Genomic DNA, 20,250 nt, shown 5'->3' with positions numbered 1-20,250 from the left:
GCAGGACCATGCAACGCCCCCATTGAAGGAAGCCGCCCGGATGACCCGTTCCACCAAGATCGTCGCCACGATTGGCCCCGCCTCCAGCACGCTGGAAGTGCTGACCCGCATGATCGGGGCCGGTGTCGACGTGGTGCGCCTGAATTTCTCGCACGGCACCGCCCAGGACCATATCGACCGCGCCACCATGGTGCGCGAGGCGGCCGCCGCGTGCGGCCGCGAGGTGGCCATCATGGCCGACCTGCAGGGCCCCAAGATCCGCGTGGGCAAGTTCGAGAACGGCAAGGTCACGCTCAAGGCCGGCGATCCGTTCGTGCTCGATTCGAACTGCCAGCTTGGCAACCAGGAACGCGCCGGGCTGGACTACAAGGACCTGCCGCGCGACGTGGGCCCCGGCGACCTGCTGCTGCTCAATGACGGGCTGATCGTGCTCGTGGTGGACCGCGTGATCGGCACCGAGATCTTCACCACGGTGCGCGTGGGCGGCGATCTCTCGAACAACAAGGGCATCAACCGCCAGGGCGGCGGGCTGTCGGCGCCGGCGCTGACCGCCAAGGACATGGAGGACATCAAGACCGCCATGGCACTGGGCGCGGACTACGTGGCCGTGAGCTTCCCGAAGAACGCCACCGACATGGAAATGGCGCGCCAGCTGGCCAACGTGGCCGGCCAGCCGCACAACCACAAGGCGCGCATGATCGCCAAGATCGAGCGTGCCGAGGCGATCCGGCCGGGCGTGCTCGAAGAAATCCTGGCCGCCTCGGACGGCATCATGGTGGCGCGCGGCGACCTGGCCGTGGAAGTGGGCAACGCCGCCGTGCCGGCGCTGCAGAAGCGCATGATCCGGCTCGCCCGCGAAGCCAACAAGCTGACCATCACCGCCACGCAGATGATGGAGAGCATGATCGTCAACCCGGTGCCCACGCGCGCCGAGGTGTCGGACGTGGCCAATGCCGTGCTCGACGGCACCGATGCCGTGATGACCTCGGCCGAGACCGCCGCCGGGCGCTATCCCGTGGAAACGGTCGAAACCATGGCCGCGGTCTGCCTGGAAGCCGAGAAGTCCGAGGTGGTGCAGCTCGACACGGACTTCCTGAACCAGACGTTCTCGCGCATCGACCAGTCGATCGCCATGGGTGCGCTGTTCACCGCCTATCATCTAGGCGTGAAGGCGATTGCCGCGCTGACCGATTCCGGCGCCACCGCGCTGTGGATGAGCCGTCACCGCATCCACGTGCCCATCTACGCGATGACGCCGAACCTGGCCTCGCAGCGCAAGATGCAGCTGTACCGCAACGTGGTGCCGCTGCCGCTGCAGTCGAGCACCGACCGCGACGAGGCGCTGGAGCAGGCCGAGGAACTGCTGCTGGCGCAGGGCGTGGTGCAGCACGGCGATTTCATCGTGCTGACGATCGGCGAGCCGATGGGCCAGGCCGGCGGCACGAACACGCTGAAGATCGTGAGAGTCGGCAAGAAATAACAGAACGTCCATGTGGCGCGGCGGACAGACGCGGCGCCACCGGTGCGCGAACCTGCCCGGCGCCGCATCGAACAGAATTCGGAACCCCAAGCTTTTACATTCAGGAGTCAGACATGCCACTCGTATCCATGCGCCAGCTGTTGGACCATGCCGCCGAGAACAGCTACGGCCTGCCGGCCTTCAACGTGAACAACCTCGAACAGGTGCAGGCCATCATGCAGGCCGCCGACGAGGTCAACGCCCCGGTGATCATGCAGGCGTCGGCCGGTGCCCGCAAGTATGCTGGCGAGCACTTCCTGCGTCACCTGATCGAAGCCGCGGTGGAAGCCTACCCGCACATCCCCGTCGTGATGCATCAGGATCACGGCCAGTCGCCGGCGATCTGCCAGGGCGCGATCGACCTGGGCTTCTCGTCGGTCATGATGGACGGCTCGCTGCGCGAGGACGGCAAGACGCCGGCCGAGTACGACTACAACGTCGACGTGACCCGCAAGGTGGTGCAGCTGGCCCACGCCGTGGGCGTGACCGTGGAAGGCGAACTGGGCTGCCTGGGCTCGCTGGAAACCGGTGAAGCCGGCGAGGAAGACGGTATCGGCGCCGAAGGCGTGCTGGACCACTCGATGCTGCTGACCGATCCGGAGCAGGCCGCCGACTTCGTCAAGGCCACCCAGCTGGATGCGCTGGCCATCGCCATCGGCACCTCGCACGGCGCCTACAAGTTCACGCGCAAGCCCACGGGCGACATCCTGGCGATCAGCCGCATCAAGGAAATCCACGCGCGCATTCCGAACACCCACCTGGTGATGCACGGCTCGTCGTCGGTGCCGCAGGAACTGCTGGAAGAGATCCGCAAGTTCGGTGGCGACATGAAGGAAACGTATGGCGTGCCGGTCGAAGAGATCCAGGAAGCCATCAAGTTCGGCGTGCGCAAGATCAATATCGACACCGACATCCGCCTGGCGATGACCGGCGCGATCCGCCGCTTCTTTGCCGAGAACCCGAGCAAGTTCGACCCGCGCGAATACCTGAAGCCGGCCCGCGAGGCCGCCAAGCAGGTCTGCAAGGCCCGCTACATCGCGTTTGGCTGCGAAGGCCAGGCCAGCAAGATCAAGTCGGTCTCGCTGGTGGACATCGCCGGCCAGTACAAGGCCGGCAAGCTCGCCCAGGTGGTGCAGTAATTTTCGTCCTGCCGCCCCGCCGCGCAGTGCCTGCGCGCGGGGCGTTCGTACTTCATGGGGCTTCGCGCAATGTCTGCGCCGGAAGCCCCGCCTGTTTTCAGCCGCAGCCGCTTTCACATCATGTCTGACGCCCTCTACGAATCCTCCATCCAGTCCCTGCCGCTGCTCGGCAAGGGCAAGGTCCGCGACAACTACGCCGTGGGCGAAGACAAGCTGCTGATCGTGACCACCGACCGGCTGTCGGCGTTCGACGTGATCATGGGCGAGCCGATCCCGGCCAAGGGCCGCGTGCTCAACCAGATGGCCAACTTCTGGTTCCGCAAGCTGGCCCACATCGTGCCGAACCACGAGACCGGCGTGAGCGCCGAGAGCGTGGTGGCGGCCGACGAGGTGGCCCAGGTCAAGGGCCGCGCCGTGGTGGTCAAGCGCCTGAAGCCGATCCTGGTGGAAGCCGTGGTGCGCGGCTACCTGGCCGGCAGCGGCTGGAAGGACTACCAGGCCACGGGCAAGGTGTGCGGCATCGAACTGCCGGCCGGCCTGCAGAACTCGCAGAAGCTGCCCGAGCCGATCTTCACGCCGGCCGCCAAGGCTGACCTGGGCGAGCACGACGAGAACATCTCGTTCGAGGAAACCGAGCAGCGCATTGGCCGCGAGCTGGCCGCGAAGATGCGCGACATCTCGATCCAGCTTTACAAGGAAGCGTCCGAGTATGCCGCCACGCGCGGGATCATCATCGCCGACACCAAGTTCGAGTTCGGCCTGGATGAGGACGGCACGCTGACGCTGATGGACGAGGTGCTGACCGCCGATTCGTCGCGCTTCTGGCCGGCCGATTCGTACCAGGTGGGCACCAACCCGCCGTCGTTCGACAAGCAGTTCGTGCGCGACTGGCTCGAAGCCGTGCGCATCGACGGCAAGCCGTGGCCGAAGACCGCGCCGGCGCCGCAACTGCCGGCCGACGTGGTGCAGAAGACCGCCGACAAGTACAAGGAAGCACTGACCCGCCTGACCGGCGAGGAACTGCTCTGAGCCACGGGACCGGACACAAGACATGACTGAAGCAGCAAAGCCCGTGGTGGGCGTGGTGATGGGCAGCAGTTCCGACTGGGACGTGATGCAGCACGCCGTGGCCATGCTCAAGGATTTCGGTGTGGCGTTCGAGGCACAAGTGGTCTCCGCGCACCGCATGGCCGACGATATGTTCGCCTACGCCGAGTCGGCGCGCGGCCGTGGCATCCGGGCGATCATCGCCGGGGCCGGCGGTGCCGCCCACCTGCCGGGCATGATCGCCGCCAAGACGATCGTGCCGGTGTTCGGCGTGCCGGTGCCGTCGAAGTACCTGCGCGGCGAGGATTCGCTGCTGTCGATCGTGCAGATGCCCAAGGGCGTGCCGGTGGCGACGTTCGCCATTGGCGAGGCCGGCGCCGCCAACGCCGCGCTGCACGCGATCGCCACGCTGGCCACCACCGACGCGGCGCTGGCCGAGGCGCTGGAAGCGTTCCGCGCGAAGCAGACCGCCGCCGCGCGGGCCATGACGCTGCCCGTTTGAACACAGGGGCGGCCCGCAGCCGGCCGCCCGGGACACACCCGTAGAAAAGCCTGAGCCATGCCGACCGATATCCATCCCTACCTGTCCGAAGCGCACACCGAGGAGTCGCGCGCCGAGTTCGGCGTCGATACCCCGAACTCGCCGATCCTGCCCGGCGCCTGGCTCGGCATGCTCGGCGGCGGCCAGCTGGGGCGCATGTTCACGCACGCGGCGCAGTCGATGGGCTACCGGGTCTGCGTGCTCGATCCGGACCAGGACAGCCCGGCCGGCAACGTGGCGGACCGCCATATCTGCGCCACCTACACCGACGAGGCCGCGCTGGCCGAGATGGCAAAGCTGTGCGCGGCGGTGAGCACCGAATTCGAGAACGTGCCGTCGATCTCGCTGGATCGGCTGGAACAGGCCGGCGTGTTCGTGGCGCCGCGCGGCTACTGCGTGTCGATTGCGCAGAACCGCATTGGCGAGAAGAAGTTCTTTGCCTCGTGCGCCGAGCGCACCGGCGTGCCGCCGGCGCCGCACTGGGTAATCCAGCACGACGCAGACGTGGACAACGTGCCCGACGCCGTGCTGCCGGGCATCCTGAAGACCGCGCGCATGGGCTACGACGGCAAGGGCCAGGCCCGCGTGAAGACGCGCGAGGACGTGCGCGCCGCGTGGAAAGCCATGCAGCACGTGCCGTGCGTGCTCGAACAGATGCTGCCGCTGGCCTACGAGGTCTCGGTGCTGGCCGCGCGTGCCGCCGATGGCACCACGGCTACCTGGCCGCTGGCCGAGAACGTGCACCGCGACGGCATCCTGTTTTCGACCACGATGCCCTCGGGCAGCGTGTCCGACGATATCGCTACCCGCGCCCGTGCGGCTGCCGCGACGGTGGCCTCGGAAATGGGCTATGTCGGCGTGCTTTGCATCGAGTTCTTCGTGCTGACCGATGGCACGCTGGTCGCCAATGAAATGGCGCCGCGCCCGCACAATTCTGGCCATATTACGATGGACGCGTGCGAAACGAGCCAGTTCGAGCAGCAGGTGCGCGCCATGGCCCGCCTGCCGCTGGGCAGCACGCGCCAGCACTCGGCCGGCAAGATGCTGAACCTGCTGGGCGACTGCTGGTTCGAGTTCGGCCTGGAGCGCACGCCGGCCTGGGACGAGGTGATGGGAACGGCGGGCGCCAAGCTGCACCTGTACGGCAAGAACGACGCCCGGCCGTCGCGCAAGATGGGCCACGTGAACTGCGTGGGCGAGCACGCCGACGAAGCCGCCGAGGCGTTCGACGCGTCGGCCAAGGCCCTGCATATCCAGCTTTAAGGTTTTTCTGATGTCTTCCCGCCTGCCCACCGCCGCCGAGCTTGACGAAGCCGTGCGCCTGCTCGAAGCGGGCCAGCTCGTGGCGTTTCCGACCGAGACGGTCTACGGACTCGGCGCCGATGCCGAGAACCCCGAGGCCGTGGCGCGCATCTTCGCCGCCAAGGGCCGGCCGTCGAACCATCCCGTGATCGTGCACGTGGTGGACGGCGCGGACGTGGGCTACTGGACCGACGAGGTGCCCGACGCTGCGCGGGCACTGATCGACGCCTTCTGGCCCGGTCCGCTGACCCTCATTCTCAAGCGCGCCGCCCATATCGATGCAGCCGTGGCCGGCGGGCAGGACAGCATCGGCCTGCGCTGCCCGTCGCACCCGGTGGCCCAGGCGCTGCTGGGGCGCTTCAAGCGCGGCCGGGGCGGCATTGCGGCGCCTTCGGCGAACAAGTTCGGCCAGGTCAGCCCGACCACGGCCGAGCATGTGCGCGATGAATTCGGCGGTGTGGTGTATGTACTGGAAGGCGACAACGTGGATATCGGCATCGAATCGTCGATCATCGATCTGTCGCGCCTCGATACCGTGGGGCCGGTGCTGCTGCGCCCGGGCGCTATCACGGCGCAGATGATGGCCGAAGTGCTCGGCACGGCGCCGCTGGCGCCCGACGCCGCGGCACCGCGCGCCTCGGGCACGCTCAAGGCCCACTACGCGCCGCGCACCACGCTGACGCTGGGCACGGCGGAGGGTTTGCAGACGTATCTGGATGCGCTGCCCGCAGACGGGCGGATCGCGTTCGTCGCCCGCTCACCGGCGAGCATCGATACGCGCTGCGTGTTCGTGCAGGCGCCTGCCACTCCGGATGCCTATGCTCAGGCGCTCTATGGCCTGCTGCGTCGCCTGGACAAGGAAGGTTTCCAACGGCTGGTGTTCGAACCGGTGCCGGGGTCCCACGAGTGGGATGGCGTGCGGGACCGGCTGGGTCGGGCTGCGGCGGCGTTTGAAAACAGCTGATTAACTCTCGGTTTTCTCCCCTCTCCCGCAGGGCCGGAGAGGGGCGCGGGAGAGGGGAGCAAAACCCAGCAGGCCGTCAATCACTGCGCGCCCTTGTACACCCACTGCATCAGCGCATCGTGCGCTTCCTGCGCCGCCGAGGCGTTAGGGTGGTTGATGTACGCCACCACCACGTACCGGTCACCGTTCAGCGCATCGACATACCCCGCCAGCGCCCGCACATCGGCCAGCGTGCCCGTCTTCAGGTAGGCATTGCCGGCCGCATTGGCGCGCGTCAGGCGGTTGCGCAGCGTGCCGTCCACGCCGAGGATCGGCAGCGAGTCGAGCAGGGCCGGGCCGACGTTGCTGGCCACCGCCTGTTGCAGCAGGCGCGCCATGTCATAGGCGCTGATGCGTTCCTCGCGCGACAGCCCCGACCCGTTCTCCATCACCAGATTCGGCATGTCCAGCCCCTGGCGCGTCAGCCAGCGCTTGATCACGCGCGCCGATTTCTCGGTGCTGGCGGGACCATTGCGGTCGATCTCGGCGCCGATGGTCAGGAACAGTTGGCGCGCCATCACGTTATTCGAGTACTTGTTGATATCGCGCACGATTTCGGACAGCGGCTGCCCGTGGTGGCGCGCCAGCAGGAAGGCGCCGCGCGGCACGGGGCCGCTGCGCAGGCCCGGCGGGTGCTGAAAGCGGCCGCCAGCGGACTGCCACTCGGCCACGAACCCGCCCCAGATGAAGTCGCTGTGGCTCAGCGTGGCCAGATTGACGATGTGCTCGCCGCAATCGGCCGAATAGTTGCCGTCGAACGCGGCGACGACGGTGCCGTCCGGCTGCGGCGTGATGCTCGGCGTGGCGCGGGTCTTCCAGTCGCCGCAGCGGCCGTTGGCGAGCGTCAGGCGGTTGTCCACGCGCAATTGCGCCAACGCCGGTGTGACGGCCACGCCCACGCTGCGGTTTGCCGCGTCGGGCGTGATCGTGAACGACAGGGTCTTGAAGGCGTACAGCAGCGCGTCGGGGTTCACGTTGTAGGCGCGCTGCGTCTCGCCGTCGATCGTGTAGTCCCCGCCATTGAGCCCGTCGCCGAAATAGCTGCGGTCGAGCACGATGTCGCCGTTGATCGTGCTGGCGCCGGCTGTCCGGGCCTTGGCCACCAGTTTGGCCATTTCCTCGGGCACCAGCTTCGGATCGCCGCTGCCGCGCAGGTAGACGTTGCCGTTGACCGTGCCGTCGAAGGTGGGCTGGCTGTCGGCGTAGAGCGAGGTCTGCCAGCGGTACTCGGGCCCCAGCAGCTGCAGGCCGGCGAACGTGGTGACCACCTTCATGGTCGAGGCCGGGTTCATCGGCGTCTCGGCGTTCCAGCTCACGCGCGCCTGGGGCGCGCCGACCTTGACGATATAGAAGCTGGTGCTCGACAGCGGCACGTTGGCGCGCCGCAGCGCCGTGGTCACCGTCGCCGGCAACCCGGAGCGGGCCGCGGCCGGATCGGCCGGCTCGGCCCGCGCGCGCGAGGCCACCGCGGCGGTGGCGCCGGCAGCGGCGGCCGCCTTGGCTGCCTTGCCGGCCTTGGCCGATTTCGACGACTTCGCGGGCTTGGCGGGTGCCGCCTGCACCGTGGAGACGCCGAAGACGGTCAACACGGCTGCGGTGACGGCGGAGGCCAGGCGGCGGCGCAGCAGCGCGGCAGGAACGGGAGAATGAAAACGGAGGCGGGGCGCGGACTTGGGCATGGCGAGCATGTTAACGCATGCCCCACGTGCGCCGGATGACGTGAAGCGGCCGTTTCAGGCCGCTTTTCGGGTGGGAGGTCGACCACGCGCCGCGTGGCCGGGGTGCGTCAGTTGGCGGCCTGGCAATCCTGCGTGGCCGACGCCGTCTTGGCGCCGGTTGCGTTCGGGATCGGGAAGACCACATCGTAGGCCCAGTTGTAGAAGAACGCGTAGACCATGTAGTAGCCGGCCACGGCGATATCCATGATGAAGGCGTCCCACAGCCCGATGTCGAGATACCAGGCCACCGACGGCAGGAACACGATCAGCAGGCCGCCTTCGAACAGGATGGCGTGCAGCACGCGGACCGGCGTGCTCTTCTTGAGCTGGCCGGTGTAGCGCAGCATCGCGCGGTCGAAGAGGATGTTGTAGATGAAGTTCCAGGTGGCGGCGATCAGCGCCGCGACGGCGCCGACGATGCCCATCTGGTGCAGTTCGTAGCCAAAGACCAGGGTGGCCAGCGGCGCGAACGTGATCAGGCCGATCACCTCGAAACCGATCGTGTGACGGATACGGTCTGCTGTGGTGCGCATCGAATTTCTCCTGTGGGGCGTGTGAGGACAATGCGTGGCATTCTATCGGCCATACCGCTGGTGGCAAGTTAGGTAGTATCTGAAATTCCGATGGATTGGCGAAAGCGCCATGTTTCGTCGGCCACCGCGTAACCCAGGAACTCGCCATGAGCCTCTCGATCGACCAACTCCAGTCGTTTGCCGCCGCCGCCGAAGCCGGTTCGTTTTCGGCCGCCGCGCGCCATCTGGGCAAGGCCCAGTCCGTGATCAGCGCTGCCGTGGCCAATCTCGAAATCGACCTCGATACCGCGCTGTTCGACCGCACCGGCCGCTATCCGGTGCTGACGCCAGCCGGCGAGCGCCTGCTGGTGGAGGCGCGCGTGATCCTGGAGCGGTGCGAGCACTTCCGGGGCGTGGCCAAGAGCCTGGGCGAGGGGGTGGAATCGCGCCTGACGCTGGCCGTGGACGAGCTGTACCCCGAGGAAGCGCTGGGCGGGATGCTTGAGGAATTCTCGCAGCGCTTTCCGTCCGTCGAACTCGAACTGCTGTTTCCGCTGATGGAGGACGTCAGCCGCCTGGTGCTGAGCCAGTGCGCCGACATCGGCATCATGTGGCGCCAGGAAATCCTGCCGCCGGAACTGGGGTTCCACGCACTGGGCTGGGTGCCGCTGCCCATCGTCTGCGCGCCGGACCACCCGCTGGCGGGCCAGGTGCGCGTCGATTTCGAGGACCTGAAGCGCTACCGGCAGCTCATGGTGGCCACGCGCAGCGACAGCGAGGAAAAGAAGCGCCTGCGCGTGGCGGCCGAGGTCTGGTGGGTGGAGAGCCAGTGGGTCATCGTCGAACTGGTCAAGCGCGGGCTGGGCTGGGCCTTCGTGCCATGGCACGTCGTGGCCAACTCGCCTGCCGCCGCCGGACTCGTTTCGCCGAAGCTCGCCTTCCAGGACCAGGACTGGCCCGTGCCGCTCGAATTGATCTGGCACAAACAGCGGCCACTGGGGAAGGCAGCGACGTGGCTCCGGGACCGGGTGAGCCAGCAGGCGTTGCCGGTGCCGGAGCGGTAGGGGCGAGAGGGTTGAGATGGGTCAAGCTGGGCTGCCGCCGTTGGCTACGCATATTTGCGCAGCCAGGACTGACCGATAACATCGTCGGCGGGCGGTTCCAGTCGGCCGCCATCTCAAGTGAGGAAGATCATGACCGACAAGGACTCGTTGGCAAGCGCGCGGCGTGCATGGATCGACGCGTTCGTCAGCGCCGATGTGGAATCGCTGCAATGCATCGAAGCACCGGGATTCGTGGTGCTGCAGGGAACAGAGATGACGACCAAGGTCGAGCAGATCGAGGCGTTATCCACGCGCAGGCAGGCACTCCCGCGTAGCGACGATTTTCAGTTGACTCAGACAATTCATGCGATCCACGAACAGGATGACTGGGCGACGGTGGCGGGTTCGTCCATCGCTCGTCGCAACGGGAAAGTCATTAGCGAGTGCGAATTCTCCGAGTTCTGGATCGTGTGCGATGGACGCTGGGTCGTTGCCTCGCTCCACCTGAACGACCGGCAAACCTGAAGTTTTGTCACCGCGACCCCGGCGTCGCCGGAATCTTCCGGGTATCGCCAGGCGCGTGCGAATACTATCGCGTGTCTACGGCGCCACGCCTTCCACTCAGCGCAGCAACGACAATTGGGAGTACCTGCTCCGTCACGACGAGTGCTGAGCATCAGCCTTCGCCGCCGGCTCGCCTGCCGTCTCTGCCGCCGTCCCATGCCACCCACCCCCCAACGCCTTGATCAGCGTCACCGCCGCCGTGTACTGGCGGCCCGTGATCGACAGCGCCGTGCGCTCGGCGGTGTAGGCGGCGGTCTGGGCGGTCAGGACGTCGAGCAGCCCGGCGGTGCCGGCCTTGTAGCGGTTGTTGACGAGCGCCAGCGCCTCGCGGGCCGAGCGCAGCGCGTCGTACTGGACCGTGGCCTCTTCTTCGAGCAGGCGTGCCGAGGCGAGGTTGTCCTCGACTTCCTGGAACGCTTCGAGCACGGTCTGCCGGTAATTGGCCACGGTCTGGTCGTAGGCGGCCACGGCCTGGGCCTTGGCGGCACTGCGCAGGCCGCCGTCGAAGACCGTGCCGGCCAGGCCGGCGCCCACCGACCACACCCGGTCCGGCAGTGACAGCCAGCGGGCCAGCGTGCTGGCGGTGAGTCCGCCAGACGCCGAGAGCGACAGCGTGGGGTAGTACGCGGCCTGTGCCACGCCGATGTCGGCATTGGCCGAGGCCATGCGGCGCTCGGCGGCGGCGATGTCGGGGCGGCGTTCGAGCAGCGTCGACGGCACGGCCACCGGCACGCGCGGCAGCGTCACGTCGGCCTCGGCCACGGCGATGCCGAGGTCCGCCGGCGGCCTGCCGACCAGCACGGCCAGCGCATGCTCGTACTGGGCGCGCGTGATCTGGATGTCGATCAGCTGGGCCTGCGCCGATTTCAGCTGGGTTTCGGACTGCAGCACGTCCGAGCGCTGGGCGGTGCCGGCGTTGTACTGGTTCTGCACAAGCTGCAGCGAGCGCTGGTAGTCCGCCACGGTGCGCTGGAGCAACGCGCGCTGGGCATCGGCCACGCGCAGCAGGAAATAGCTTTGCGCGAGCGTGGCCTGGGTCGAGAGCAACGTCGAGGCCAGGTCGGCCTCGCTGGCCTGTGCGCCGGCCTGGGCGCTTTCCACCTGCCGGCGGATGCGGCCCCAGACGTCGATCTCCCAGGTGGCCGACAGCGTCGCGTTCTGGCCGTTGGTGATGCGCCCGCCCGAGCTGGCCGCGCCGCGCGACACGCCGGCGTTGGCGCCCACGTTCGGGAAGTAGCCAGCCCGCGCGGCGGCCAGCGCCGCCGTGGCCTGGCGGTAGACCGCCTCGGCAGCCTTGATGTTCTGGTTCGAGACCTGCACCTGCGACATCAGACCATCGAGCACGGGGTCGTCGAACGCGCGCCACCAGTCGGGGCGCGCCATCAGCTCCTGCGGCTCGGCGGTCTTCCAGTCGCCGGTCCAGACCGGCATGGCGTCGCTGGCTTCCTTGAAGGCCTTGGGCACGGGCGCATCGGGGCGCTGGTAGTCGGGGCCCACGGCGCAGCCGGCCAGCAGGGCGCAGGCCAGTGCGGCAGCGGAAATCGGGGAATGGCGGCGAAACATGGCGGAAGCTTTCATCAGTGTTCGAGGTGCGGCGTGGCGCCGTCTCCGTGGCCGCGCCGGCGCCGCGCGCGCCAGGCGTTGACCTTCAGGCGCCAGCGGTCGAGCGTCAGGTAGACCACGGGTGTCGTGTAGAGCGTCAGCAACTGGCTGACCACGAGCCCGCCCACGATCGAGATGCCGAGCGGCGCGCGCAGCTCCGCGCCGTCGCCCCGGCCGATGGCCAGCGGGATGGCGCCGAGCAGTGCCGCCGCCGTGGTCATCATGATCGGGCGGAAGCGCAGCAGGCAGGCGCGGTAGATGGCTTCGCGCGGCGTCAGGCCGTCGCGCCGTTCGGCGTCGATGGCGAAGTCGATCATCATGATCGCGTTCTTCTTGACGATGCCGATCAGCAGGATCACGCCGATCAGCGCGATGATGCTGAACTCGGTCTTGAACAGCAGCAGCGCCAGCAGCGCGCCCACGCCCGCCGACGGCAGCGTGGACAGGATGGTCAGCGGGTGGACGTAGCTCTCGTACAGGATGCCAAGCACGATGTAGATCGTGACGATGGCGGCCAGGATCAGCAGCGGCTGGCTCTTGAGCGAGTCCTGGAACGCCTTGGCGCCGCCCTGGAAGTTGGCCTGCAGCGTTTCGGGTGCGCCGATCTTCGCCATCGCCAGCTTGATCGCGTCGGTGGCCTGCGAGAGCGAGAAGCCCTCGGCCAGGTTGAACGAGATCGTCGACGCCGCGAACTGGCCCTGGTGGTTCACGCCCAGCGGCGTGCTGGTCGGGGCGATGGTGGCGAAGGCCGACAGCGGCACGCGGTTGCCCCCGCCGGTGATGATGTAGATGTCCTTGAGCGCGTTCGGGCTCTGCAGGTACTCCTGGCTCAGCTCCATCACCACGCGGTACTGGTTCAGCGGATGGTAGATCGTGGAGACCAGCCGCTGGCCGAACGCGTCGTTGAGGATCGCGTCCACCTGCTGGGCGGTCACGCCGAGCTTCGACGCCGTATCGCGGTCGATCGTGACCGTGGTCTGCAGCCCCTTGTCGTTGGTGTCGGTGTCCACGTCCTCGATCCCCTTGATGTTGGAGATCGCCGCGCGCACCTTGGGCTCCCAGGCGCGCAGCACTTCCAGATCGTCGGACTGCAGCGTGAACTGGTAGGCCGAACTGCTCTGCCGGCCGCCGATGCGGATGTCCTGCACCGGCGCGAAGAACAGGCTCGCGCCGGGTTCCTTGGCCAGCTTCAGGCGCAGCCGCGCGATGATCTGGTCGGCGGTCTCGGAGCGCTCGGACAGCGGCTTGAGCGTCACGAACATCTGGCCGGTATTGCGCTGCGAGCCGCCCGTGAAGCCGGTCACGTTGACCACGGCCGGGTCGGACTGCACGATGCCGATGAAGGTGTCGAGCTTGGTGCGCATCAGCTGGAACGACGTGGCCTGGTCCGCGCGGATGAAGCCGATCAGCCGGCCCGTGTCCTGCTGCGGGAAGAAGCCCTTGGGCACGATCACGTAGAGGTAGACGTTCAGCGCGATGGTCAGCAGCAGCACGATCCAGACGATGGGGCCGTGCCGCAGCGCCACGCCGAGCGTGCTGGCGTAGCGGTCCTGCAGCCACGTGAAGCCGCGTTCCGTGGCGCGGTGGAAGCGGCCGTGCTGCTGCTCGCTGGCGGGGCGCAGCAGCCGGGCGCACATCATCGGCGTGGTGGTCAGCGAGACCACCAGCGACACCAGGATGGCCACCGAGAGCGTGATGGCGAACTCCTGGAACAGCCGGCCCACGATGCCGCCCATCAGCAGCAGCGGGATGAACACGGCGATCAGGGACAGGCTCATCGACAGCACCGTGAAGCCTACCTCGCGGGCGCCACGCAGGGCGGCGGCCATCGGCTTCATGCCTTCCTCGATGTGGCGCGAGATGTTTTCGAGCACCACGATGGCGTCGTCCACGACGAAGCCGGTGGCAATCGTCAGCGCCATCAGCGAGAGGTTGTTCAGCGAGAAGCCGGCCAGGTACATGATCGAGAACGTGCCCACCAGCGACACCGGCACCGCCACGCTCGGGATCAGCGTGGCGCGCACATTGCGCAGGAACACGAACACCACCATGATCACCAGCGCCACCGAGATCATCAGCGTGTGCTCCACCTCGCGCAGCGACGCGCGGATGGTGGGCGTGCGGTCCATCATCACGTCCATCGAGATCGTGGCCGGGATCATCTTGCGCAGCGTCGGCAGCATCGCGTTGACGCGGTCCACGGTCTCGATGATGTTGGCGCCCGGCGAGCGGTTCAGCACCAGCAGCACGGCCGGCTTGCCGTTGGCCGAGCCGGCGTTGCGGATGTCCTGTACTGAATCGGTCACATTTGCCACGTCCTGCAGCCGCACCGGCACCGCGAACGAGTTCGGGCCGGGGTTGGCCGCGTTGCCGCCCGTGGCGCCGGAGCTGATGGTCTGGGTGCCGCTGCTGGTGGTGATCGTCGTGGTGGTCACGCCGTTCACGGTCTTGGTGCTGACGTTGCCGCCGGCCGTGGCGTTGGCGGTGCTGGCGATCAGCGCGCCGGCCGAGGTGGACGAATAGGTGCCCGGCGTGGCGTAGCGGATGATCAGCGGCATGTACTCCTTCGCCGTCATCGCCTGGTCGTTGGCGTAGACCTGCCACGCGTGGTCGCGGTTGTCGAGGATGCCGAGCGGCCGGTTGGCGTTGGTGGCCGAGATCGTGTTGCGCACGTCCTCCAGCGAGATGCCGTAGTTGTTCAGCGCCGTGGGGTTCAGTTCCACGCGCACGGCCGGCAGCGACGAGCCGCCGATCGTGACCTGGCCCACGCCTTCCACCTGCGACAGCTTCTGCGAGAGGATGGTCGAGGCCGCGTCGTAGAGCTGGCCGCGCGTCATGGTCGGCGAGGTCAGCGCGATGATCATGATCGGCGCGTCGGCCGGGTTCACCTTGCGGTAGGTGGGATTGTTCGGCAGGCTCGTGGGCAGCGTGGCGCGCGAGGCGTTGATGGCGGCCTGCACGTCGCGGGCGGCGCCGTCGATGTCGCGCGAGAGGTCGAACTGCAGCGTCACCCGCGTGGAGCCCAGCGAACTGCTCGACGTGATCTCGGTGACGCCCGCGATGGCGCCGAGCGCCCGTTCGAGCGGCGTGGCCACCGTGGAGGCCATGGTCTCGGGGCTGGCGCCGGGCAGCGACGCCGAGACCGAGATCGTGGGAAAGTCCACCTGCGGCAGCGGCGAGACCGGCAGCAGCCGCAGCGCGGCCAGACCGGCCAGCAGGATGCCGATGGTCAGCAGCGCAGTGGCGACCGGGCGTTGGATGAAGGCGGCCGACAGGTTCATCAGGCGTTCGGCTCCTGCGGGCGCGGCACGATCGGGCCATGCTGGCGCGGACCTTCGTCGCCGTCGTCATCGCCGCCGAAACGGCGCTGGCGCCAGTCCCTCAGGCGCAGCGCCAGGCGGTCGAAGGCCAGGTAGATCACGGGCGTGGTGAACAGCGTCAGCACCTGGCTGACCAGCAGGCCGCCCACCATCGTGATGCCGAGCGGGCGGCGCAGCTCCGAGCCGATGCCCGAGCCCAGCATCATCGGCAGGGCGGCCAGCAGCGCGGCCATGGTCGTCATCAGGATCGGCCGGAAGCGCAGCAGGCAAGCCTGGAAGATGGCGTCGTACGGCTTCATGCCCTGCTCGCGTTCGGCTTCGAGCGCGAAGTCGATCATCATGATGGCGTTTTTCTTGACGATGCCGATCAGCAGGATGATGCCGATGATGGCGATGATGCCGAGGTCCTGGCGGAACACCAGCAGCGCCAGCAGCGCGCCCACGCCGGCCGACGGCAGCGTCGAGAGGATGGTCACCGGGTGGATCGTGCTCTCGTAGAGCACGCCGAGCACGATATACATCGTCACCACCGCGGCCAGGATCAGCCAGAGCGTGTTCGACAGCGAGGCCCGGACCGCCAGCGCGGCGCCCTGGAACTCGGTGGCCATCGAGATCGGCAGGCCGATTTCCTGCTCGACGGCGGTGATCTTGTCCACCGCCGCGCCCAGCGACGCGCCCGGGGCCAGGTTGAACGAGATCGTCGAGGCCGGGAACTGGCCCTGGTGGTTGATCACCAGCGGGCCGGTCCGCTCCGAGATGCGCGCGATCGAGCCCAGCGGCACCTGCCCGCCCGACGACGACGGCAGCCGTAGTTCGGCGAGCGCCGCCGGCGAGGTGCGGAATTCGGGCATGGTCTCCAGCACCACGCGGTACTGGCTGGCCTGCGTGAAGATCGTCGAGATCAAACGCTGGCCGTAGGCGCTATAGAGTGCGCTATCAATCACTGCCGTGGTGATGCCGAAGCGTGCGGCAGCGTCGCGGTCGATCTCCACGAACGCACGCAGGCCGTTGTTCTGCAGGTCGCTGGCCACGTCGCGCAGTTCGGGCTCCTGCTTCAGGCGCTCCACGAGCTTCGGCACCCATTCGGCCAGCACCTTGGGGTCGGGGTCTTCCACGGTGAACTGGTACTGCGTGCGCGCCACGCGGTCTTCGATGGTCAGGTCCTGCACGGGCTGCATGTACAGCGACACGCCACCAAGCTTCTGCACCGCATCCTGCAGCCGCTGGGTGACCACCGCCATGCTGTCGCGCTGGCCCTTGGGCTTCAGGTTGATCAGCATGCGGCCCGCGTTGATGGTCTGGTTGGTGCCGTCCACGCCGATGAACGACGATACGCTGGCCACGGCCGGGTCTTCGAGGATCACCTTCTGCACGGCCTCCTGCTTGCGCCCCATCGACTGGAACGAGCTGGTCTGCGCGGCCTCGGTGATGGCCTGGATCACGCCGGTGTCCTGGATCGGGAAGAAGCCCTTGGGCACCACCAGGTAAAGCAGGCCGGTCAGCACCAGCGTGCCGATGGCCACCACGAGCGTGGCGGTCTGGCGCGCCAGCACCCACTCCAGCGCGCGGCCGTAGTGGTGGATCACGCGGTCGAAGAAGCGGCCCGTGGCGCGGTGGAAGCGGTTCATCTCGGCTTCCGGCACGTGGCGCAGCAGCCGCGCGCACATCATCGGGGTCAGCGTCAGCGAGACCACGGCCGAGATCAGGATCGAGACGGCCAGCGTGATGGCGAATTCGCGGAACAGCCGGCCCACCACGTCGCCCATGAACAGCAGCGGGATCAGCACGGCCACCAGCGAGAAGGTCAGCGAGATGATCGTGAAGCCGATCTGCTTCGAGCCCTTGAGCGCCGCCGCCATCGGGGAATCGCCTTCCTCGATGTAGCGCATGATGTTCTCGATCATCACGATGGCGTCGTCCACCACGAAGCCCGTGGCGATGGTCAGCGCCATCAGCGTCAGGTTGTTGATCGAGAAACCGGCCAGGTACATGACCCCGAAGGTGCCCACCAGGGACAGCGGTACGGCCACGCCCGGGATGATCGTGGCCGAGACATTGCGCAGGAACACGAAGATCACCATCACCACGAGGGCGATGGCCAGCAGCAGCTCGAACTCCACGTCCTTGACCGAGGCGCGGATCGTGGTGGTGCGGTCGGTCAGCAGCTGCACCTGCACCGAGGCCGGCAGCGACGACTGCAGCTGCGGCAGCAGCGTCTTGATGCGGTCCACTACGTCGATCACGTTGGCGCCGGGCTGGCGCTGGATGTTGACCACGATGGCGGGCCTGGCGTTGGCCCACGCGGCCAGCCGGCTGTTCTCGGGACCGTCGACGATCTCGGCCACGTCGGTGATGCGGATCGGCGCGCCGTTCTGGTAGCCGATGATGATCTGCCGGTATTCGTCGGCGGACCTGAGCTGGTCGTTGGCGTCGATCGTGGAGGCGCGCGAGGGGCCGTCGAAGCTGCCCTTGGCGCCGTTCACGTTGGCGCTGCCGATGGCAGTGCGCAGATCGTCGATCGACATTCCCAGCGAGGCCAGCGCCGTGGGGTTGGCCTGGATGCGCACGGCCGGGCGTTGCCCGCCGCTGATGGTAACCAGTCCCACGCCCTGGATCTGCGAGATCTTGGCCGCCACGCGGGTATCGACCATGTCCTGCAGCTTGGGCAGCGGCAGCGTGTCGGAGGTCATCGCCAGCGTCATGATCGGCGCGTCGGCGGGGTTGACCTTGCTGTAGACCGGCGGCATGGGCAGGTCTGCCGGCAGCAGGTTGCCGCCGGCGTTGATGGCCGCCTGCACCTCCTGCTCGGCCACGTCGAGCGACAGCGTCAGCTCGAACTGCAGCGTGATGACCGAGGCGCCGCCCGAGGACGACGAGGACATCTGCTTGAGCCCCGGCATCTGGCCGAACTGGCGCTCCAGCGGCGCGGTGACCGCCGAAGTCATCACATCGGGGCTGGCGCCGGGGTAGAGCGTGGTGACCTGGATCGTCGGGTAGTCGACTTCAGGCAGGGCGGAGAGCGGCAGCAGCCGGAATGCCACCAGCCCCGACAGCAGGATGGCCAGCATCAGCAGGGCCGTGGCGACGGGCCGCTCGATAAATATGCGTGAAGGATTCATGCCGCGTCTGCGCTCCTGGCGATGCCGTTACTGCTGCGGCCGCTGGCCGACGCTGCCAGCCGGATTGGCCGGGGTGGGCGTGGTGGGGTTCGGATTCGCGTCGGCATCGCGCAGGCGGCGGCGCTCGCCATGGGCGGCCGAGGCGCCGGCGGCATCGCTCGCGCCATGGGCGCCGCTGGCCCCGTGCGCACCGCTGGCGCCGCTCCAGTTGCCGCGCCGGCCACGGCCGCGCGGGGCGCTGGCCGGCGTCAGCGCGGCAGCGCGTGCCGCCGGGTCCACGGCCTCGACCACCATGCCTTCCTTGAGCCGGTCGGCGCCATCCACCACCACGCGCTGGCCGGGTTCCACACCCTTGAGCACCACGGTGCGGCTGCCGTCGGTCGGGCCCAGCGTCACGGCCTGCACCTTGACCGCGTTGTCGTCGCCCACCGTGTAGACGAACGTGCCCTGCTGGCCGCGCTGGATGGCGGCCACCGGCACCACCACGGCGTCTTCCATCGTGTCCACGCGCGTGCGCACGTTGACGAACTGGTTCGGGAACAGCATCCCGTCCTTGTTCTCGAAGATGGCCTTGAGCTTGACCGTGCCGGTGGTGGTGTCGATCTGGTTGTCCGTGGTCAGCAGCGTGCCGTCGGCCAGCTGGTTGCGCATCTGGCGATCCCATGCCTGCACCGACAGTTTCTCGCCGGCGTTGAGCTTCTTCAGCACCGCCGGGAGGTTGTCCTCGGGGATCGTGTAGAGCACCGTGATCGGCTGGATCTGCGTGATCAGCGCGATGCCGTTGGCGTCGCTGGTGCCCACGATATTGCCAGGGTCCACCTGCCGCAGGCCGATCCGGCCCGACGTGGGCGCCACGATCCTGGTGTAGCCAAGCTGGATGCGCGCCGTATCCACATTGCCCTGGTCGGTCTTGACCGTGCCCTCGTACTGGCGCACCAGCGCGTCCTGGGTATCCACCTGCTGCCTGGAGATCGAATCCTGACCGAGCAGTGTCTTGTAGCGCTGCTGGTCCAGCCGCGCATTCTGCAGCAGCGCCTGGTCGCGCGCCAGCTGGCCCACGGCCTGGTCGAGCGTGGCCTGGAACGGGCGCGGGTCGATTTCGGCCAGCAGGTCGCCGGCCTTGACCATCTGGCCTTCCTTGAACAGCACCTTGAGCAGCGGCCCGGACACCTGCGCGCGCACCGTGACATTGGCCACCGGCGTCACATTGCCCAGCCCGTTGAGCACCACGTCCATGTTGCGCCGGGCCACCGTGTTGACCACCACGGGCGAGCGCGGCATCGCGCCGGGTCCGCCCGGGCCGCCGCGCTGGCCCATGCCGGCGCCGGGCGCCCCGGCCGCCGGGGCCTGGGCGGCCTGGCGCTGGCTGAGCCAGTACCAGCCGGCGGCGGCCAGCGCCACCACCGCGGCGGCGGCAATCCAGGTACGGCGGGCCGGGCGACGGCGGCGGGGCGGAGTGGGCGGAATGGGTTGGCCTTGTTGTGGGTGGGACATGAACGGAATCCTGGGAGCGGCACGACAAAAAAGGGGCGCGTGCCAAACGGTATTCGCACTGCGACGGTGACGGCCGGCTGTGACGAGGAATTGGCAGCAGTATGCCGCATCGCCGGGGCAGGACTAACCGCCGTCTGGTGGGATGGCGCCACGACTGACACGGTCGGGCACGTTATGGGATGCAAGCATAATGTGCCCCCGTGATCCCACGTATTTCGCGCCGCGCCGCTTTTGTTACAGCGGATTACCAGCGGCGCGGGTGTAACCTCCGGAAACAAAACGCCTTGGCCGAATTACGATGTGCAGCGGCCGCCCTGACTATCATTC

Annotated in this window: 14 protein-coding genes; 8 read left to right on the top strand and 6 right to left on the bottom strand. The window is 67.9% G+C overall.

Translation table 11 applies throughout. The annotated features are described in order from the left end of the window. Positions 1-40 precede the first annotated feature (40 nt). The 6 genes from pyk (at position 41) to EV147_RS10345 (ending at position 6,512) form a co-directional block, all read left to right on the top strand. Positions 41-1,480 carry a pyruvate kinase gene (pyk, locus tag EV147_RS10370; RefSeq protein ID WP_130390989.1) on the top strand — a complete coding sequence of 480 codons (1,440 nt, stop codon included), beginning with the start codon at positions 41-43 and terminating at the stop codon, positions 1,478-1,480. Between the two features lie 113 nt (positions 1,481-1,593). After that, positions 1,594-2,658: a class II fructose-bisphosphate aldolase gene (gene fba / locus EV147_RS10365; RefSeq protein WP_130390988.1), complete on the top strand. Its 1,065-nt coding sequence runs from the start codon at positions 1,594-1,596 to the stop codon at positions 2,656-2,658. A 120-nt stretch (positions 2,659-2,778) separates the two neighbouring features. Further along, positions 2,779-3,687: a phosphoribosylaminoimidazolesuccinocarboxamide synthase gene (locus EV147_RS10360; protein ID WP_130390987.1), complete on the top strand. Its 909-nt coding sequence runs from the start codon at positions 2,779-2,781 to the stop codon at positions 3,685-3,687. Positions 3,688-3,709: 22 nt separating this feature from the next. Further along, positions 3,710-4,207 (top strand): 5-(carboxyamino)imidazole ribonucleotide mutase, encoded by a 498-nt coding sequence (gene purE / locus EV147_RS10355; protein WP_130390986.1) that lies wholly within the window; start codon positions 3,710-3,712, stop codon positions 4,205-4,207. Between the two features lie 57 nt (positions 4,208-4,264). Further along, the gene (locus tag EV147_RS10350; RefSeq protein WP_130390985.1) at positions 4,265-5,509 is read left to right on the top strand and encodes a 5-(carboxyamino)imidazole ribonucleotide synthase; all 1,245 of its coding nucleotides are present in this window, start codon (positions 4,265-4,267) and stop codon (positions 5,507-5,509) included. A 10-nt stretch (positions 5,510-5,519) separates the two neighbouring features. Then, entirely contained in the window at positions 5,520-6,512 is a 993-nt protein-coding gene (locus tag EV147_RS10345) for an L-threonylcarbamoyladenylate synthase (protein WP_130390984.1), read from the top strand. A gap of 80 nt (positions 6,513-6,592) precedes the next feature. Here the strand turns inward: EV147_RS10345 and dacB are convergent, their stop codons facing one another. Together dacB and EV147_RS10335 are read right to left on the bottom strand one after the other, a co-directional pair. Further along, positions 6,593-8,239 carry a D-alanyl-D-alanine carboxypeptidase/D-alanyl-D-alanine endopeptidase gene (dacB, locus tag EV147_RS10340; protein ID WP_130390983.1) on the bottom strand — a complete coding sequence of 549 codons (1,647 nt, stop codon included), beginning with the start codon at positions 8,237-8,239 and terminating at the stop codon, positions 6,593-6,595. 98 nt (positions 8,240-8,337) lie between these two features. Continuing rightward, positions 8,338-8,802, bottom strand: coding sequence for a PACE efflux transporter (locus EV147_RS10335; RefSeq protein WP_130390982.1), 465 nt, complete (start codon positions 8,800-8,802; stop codon positions 8,338-8,340). A gap of 146 nt (positions 8,803-8,948) precedes the next feature. Between EV147_RS10335 and EV147_RS10330 the strand changes: the two genes are divergently transcribed. Further along, entirely contained in the window at positions 8,949-9,845 is an 897-nt protein-coding gene (locus EV147_RS10330; protein WP_130390981.1) for a LysR family transcriptional regulator, read from the top strand. A 129-nt stretch (positions 9,846-9,974) separates the two neighbouring features. Next, positions 9,975-10,349: a DUF4440 domain-containing protein gene (locus tag EV147_RS10325; RefSeq protein ID WP_130390980.1), complete on the top strand. Its 375-nt coding sequence runs from the start codon at positions 9,975-9,977 to the stop codon at positions 10,347-10,349. A gap of 132 nt (positions 10,350-10,481) precedes the next feature. Here EV147_RS10325 and EV147_RS10320 read toward each other — a convergent pair whose 3' ends face one another. From EV147_RS10320 to EV147_RS10305, 4 genes are read right to left on the bottom strand one after another with little or no spacing between them, the layout of a single operon-like run. Continuing rightward, on the bottom strand, positions 10,482-11,966 hold the full coding sequence (locus EV147_RS10320) for an efflux transporter outer membrane subunit (protein ID WP_130390979.1): 1,485 nt from the start codon (positions 11,964-11,966) through the stop codon (positions 10,482-10,484). Further along, on the bottom strand, positions 11,966-15,271 hold the full coding sequence (locus EV147_RS10315; protein WP_130390978.1) for an efflux RND transporter permease subunit: 3,306 nt from the start codon (positions 15,269-15,271) through the stop codon (positions 11,966-11,968). The genes EV147_RS10320 and EV147_RS10315 overlap by 1 nt, the downstream gene beginning before the upstream one ends. Next, positions 15,271-18,429 (bottom strand): MdtB/MuxB family multidrug efflux RND transporter permease subunit, encoded by a 3,159-nt coding sequence (locus EV147_RS10310; RefSeq protein ID WP_130390977.1) that lies wholly within the window; start codon positions 18,427-18,429, stop codon positions 15,271-15,273. The genes EV147_RS10315 and EV147_RS10310 overlap by 1 nt, the downstream gene beginning before the upstream one ends. Before the next feature lie 27 nt (positions 18,430-18,456). Next, positions 18,457-19,923 carry an MdtA/MuxA family multidrug efflux RND transporter periplasmic adaptor subunit gene (locus EV147_RS10305; RefSeq protein ID WP_130390976.1) on the bottom strand — a complete coding sequence of 489 codons (1,467 nt, stop codon included), beginning with the start codon at positions 19,921-19,923 and terminating at the stop codon, positions 18,457-18,459. Positions 19,924-20,250 lie beyond the last annotated feature (327 nt).

This window comes from Cupriavidus agavae (assembly GCF_004217045.1).
In the GTDB taxonomy this organism is placed as follows: domain Bacteria; phylum Pseudomonadota; class Gammaproteobacteria; order Burkholderiales; family Burkholderiaceae; genus Cupriavidus; species Cupriavidus agavae.
Note: the sequence above shows the minus strand (reverse complement) of the source record. Positions and strands in the feature narration are given on the sequence as shown.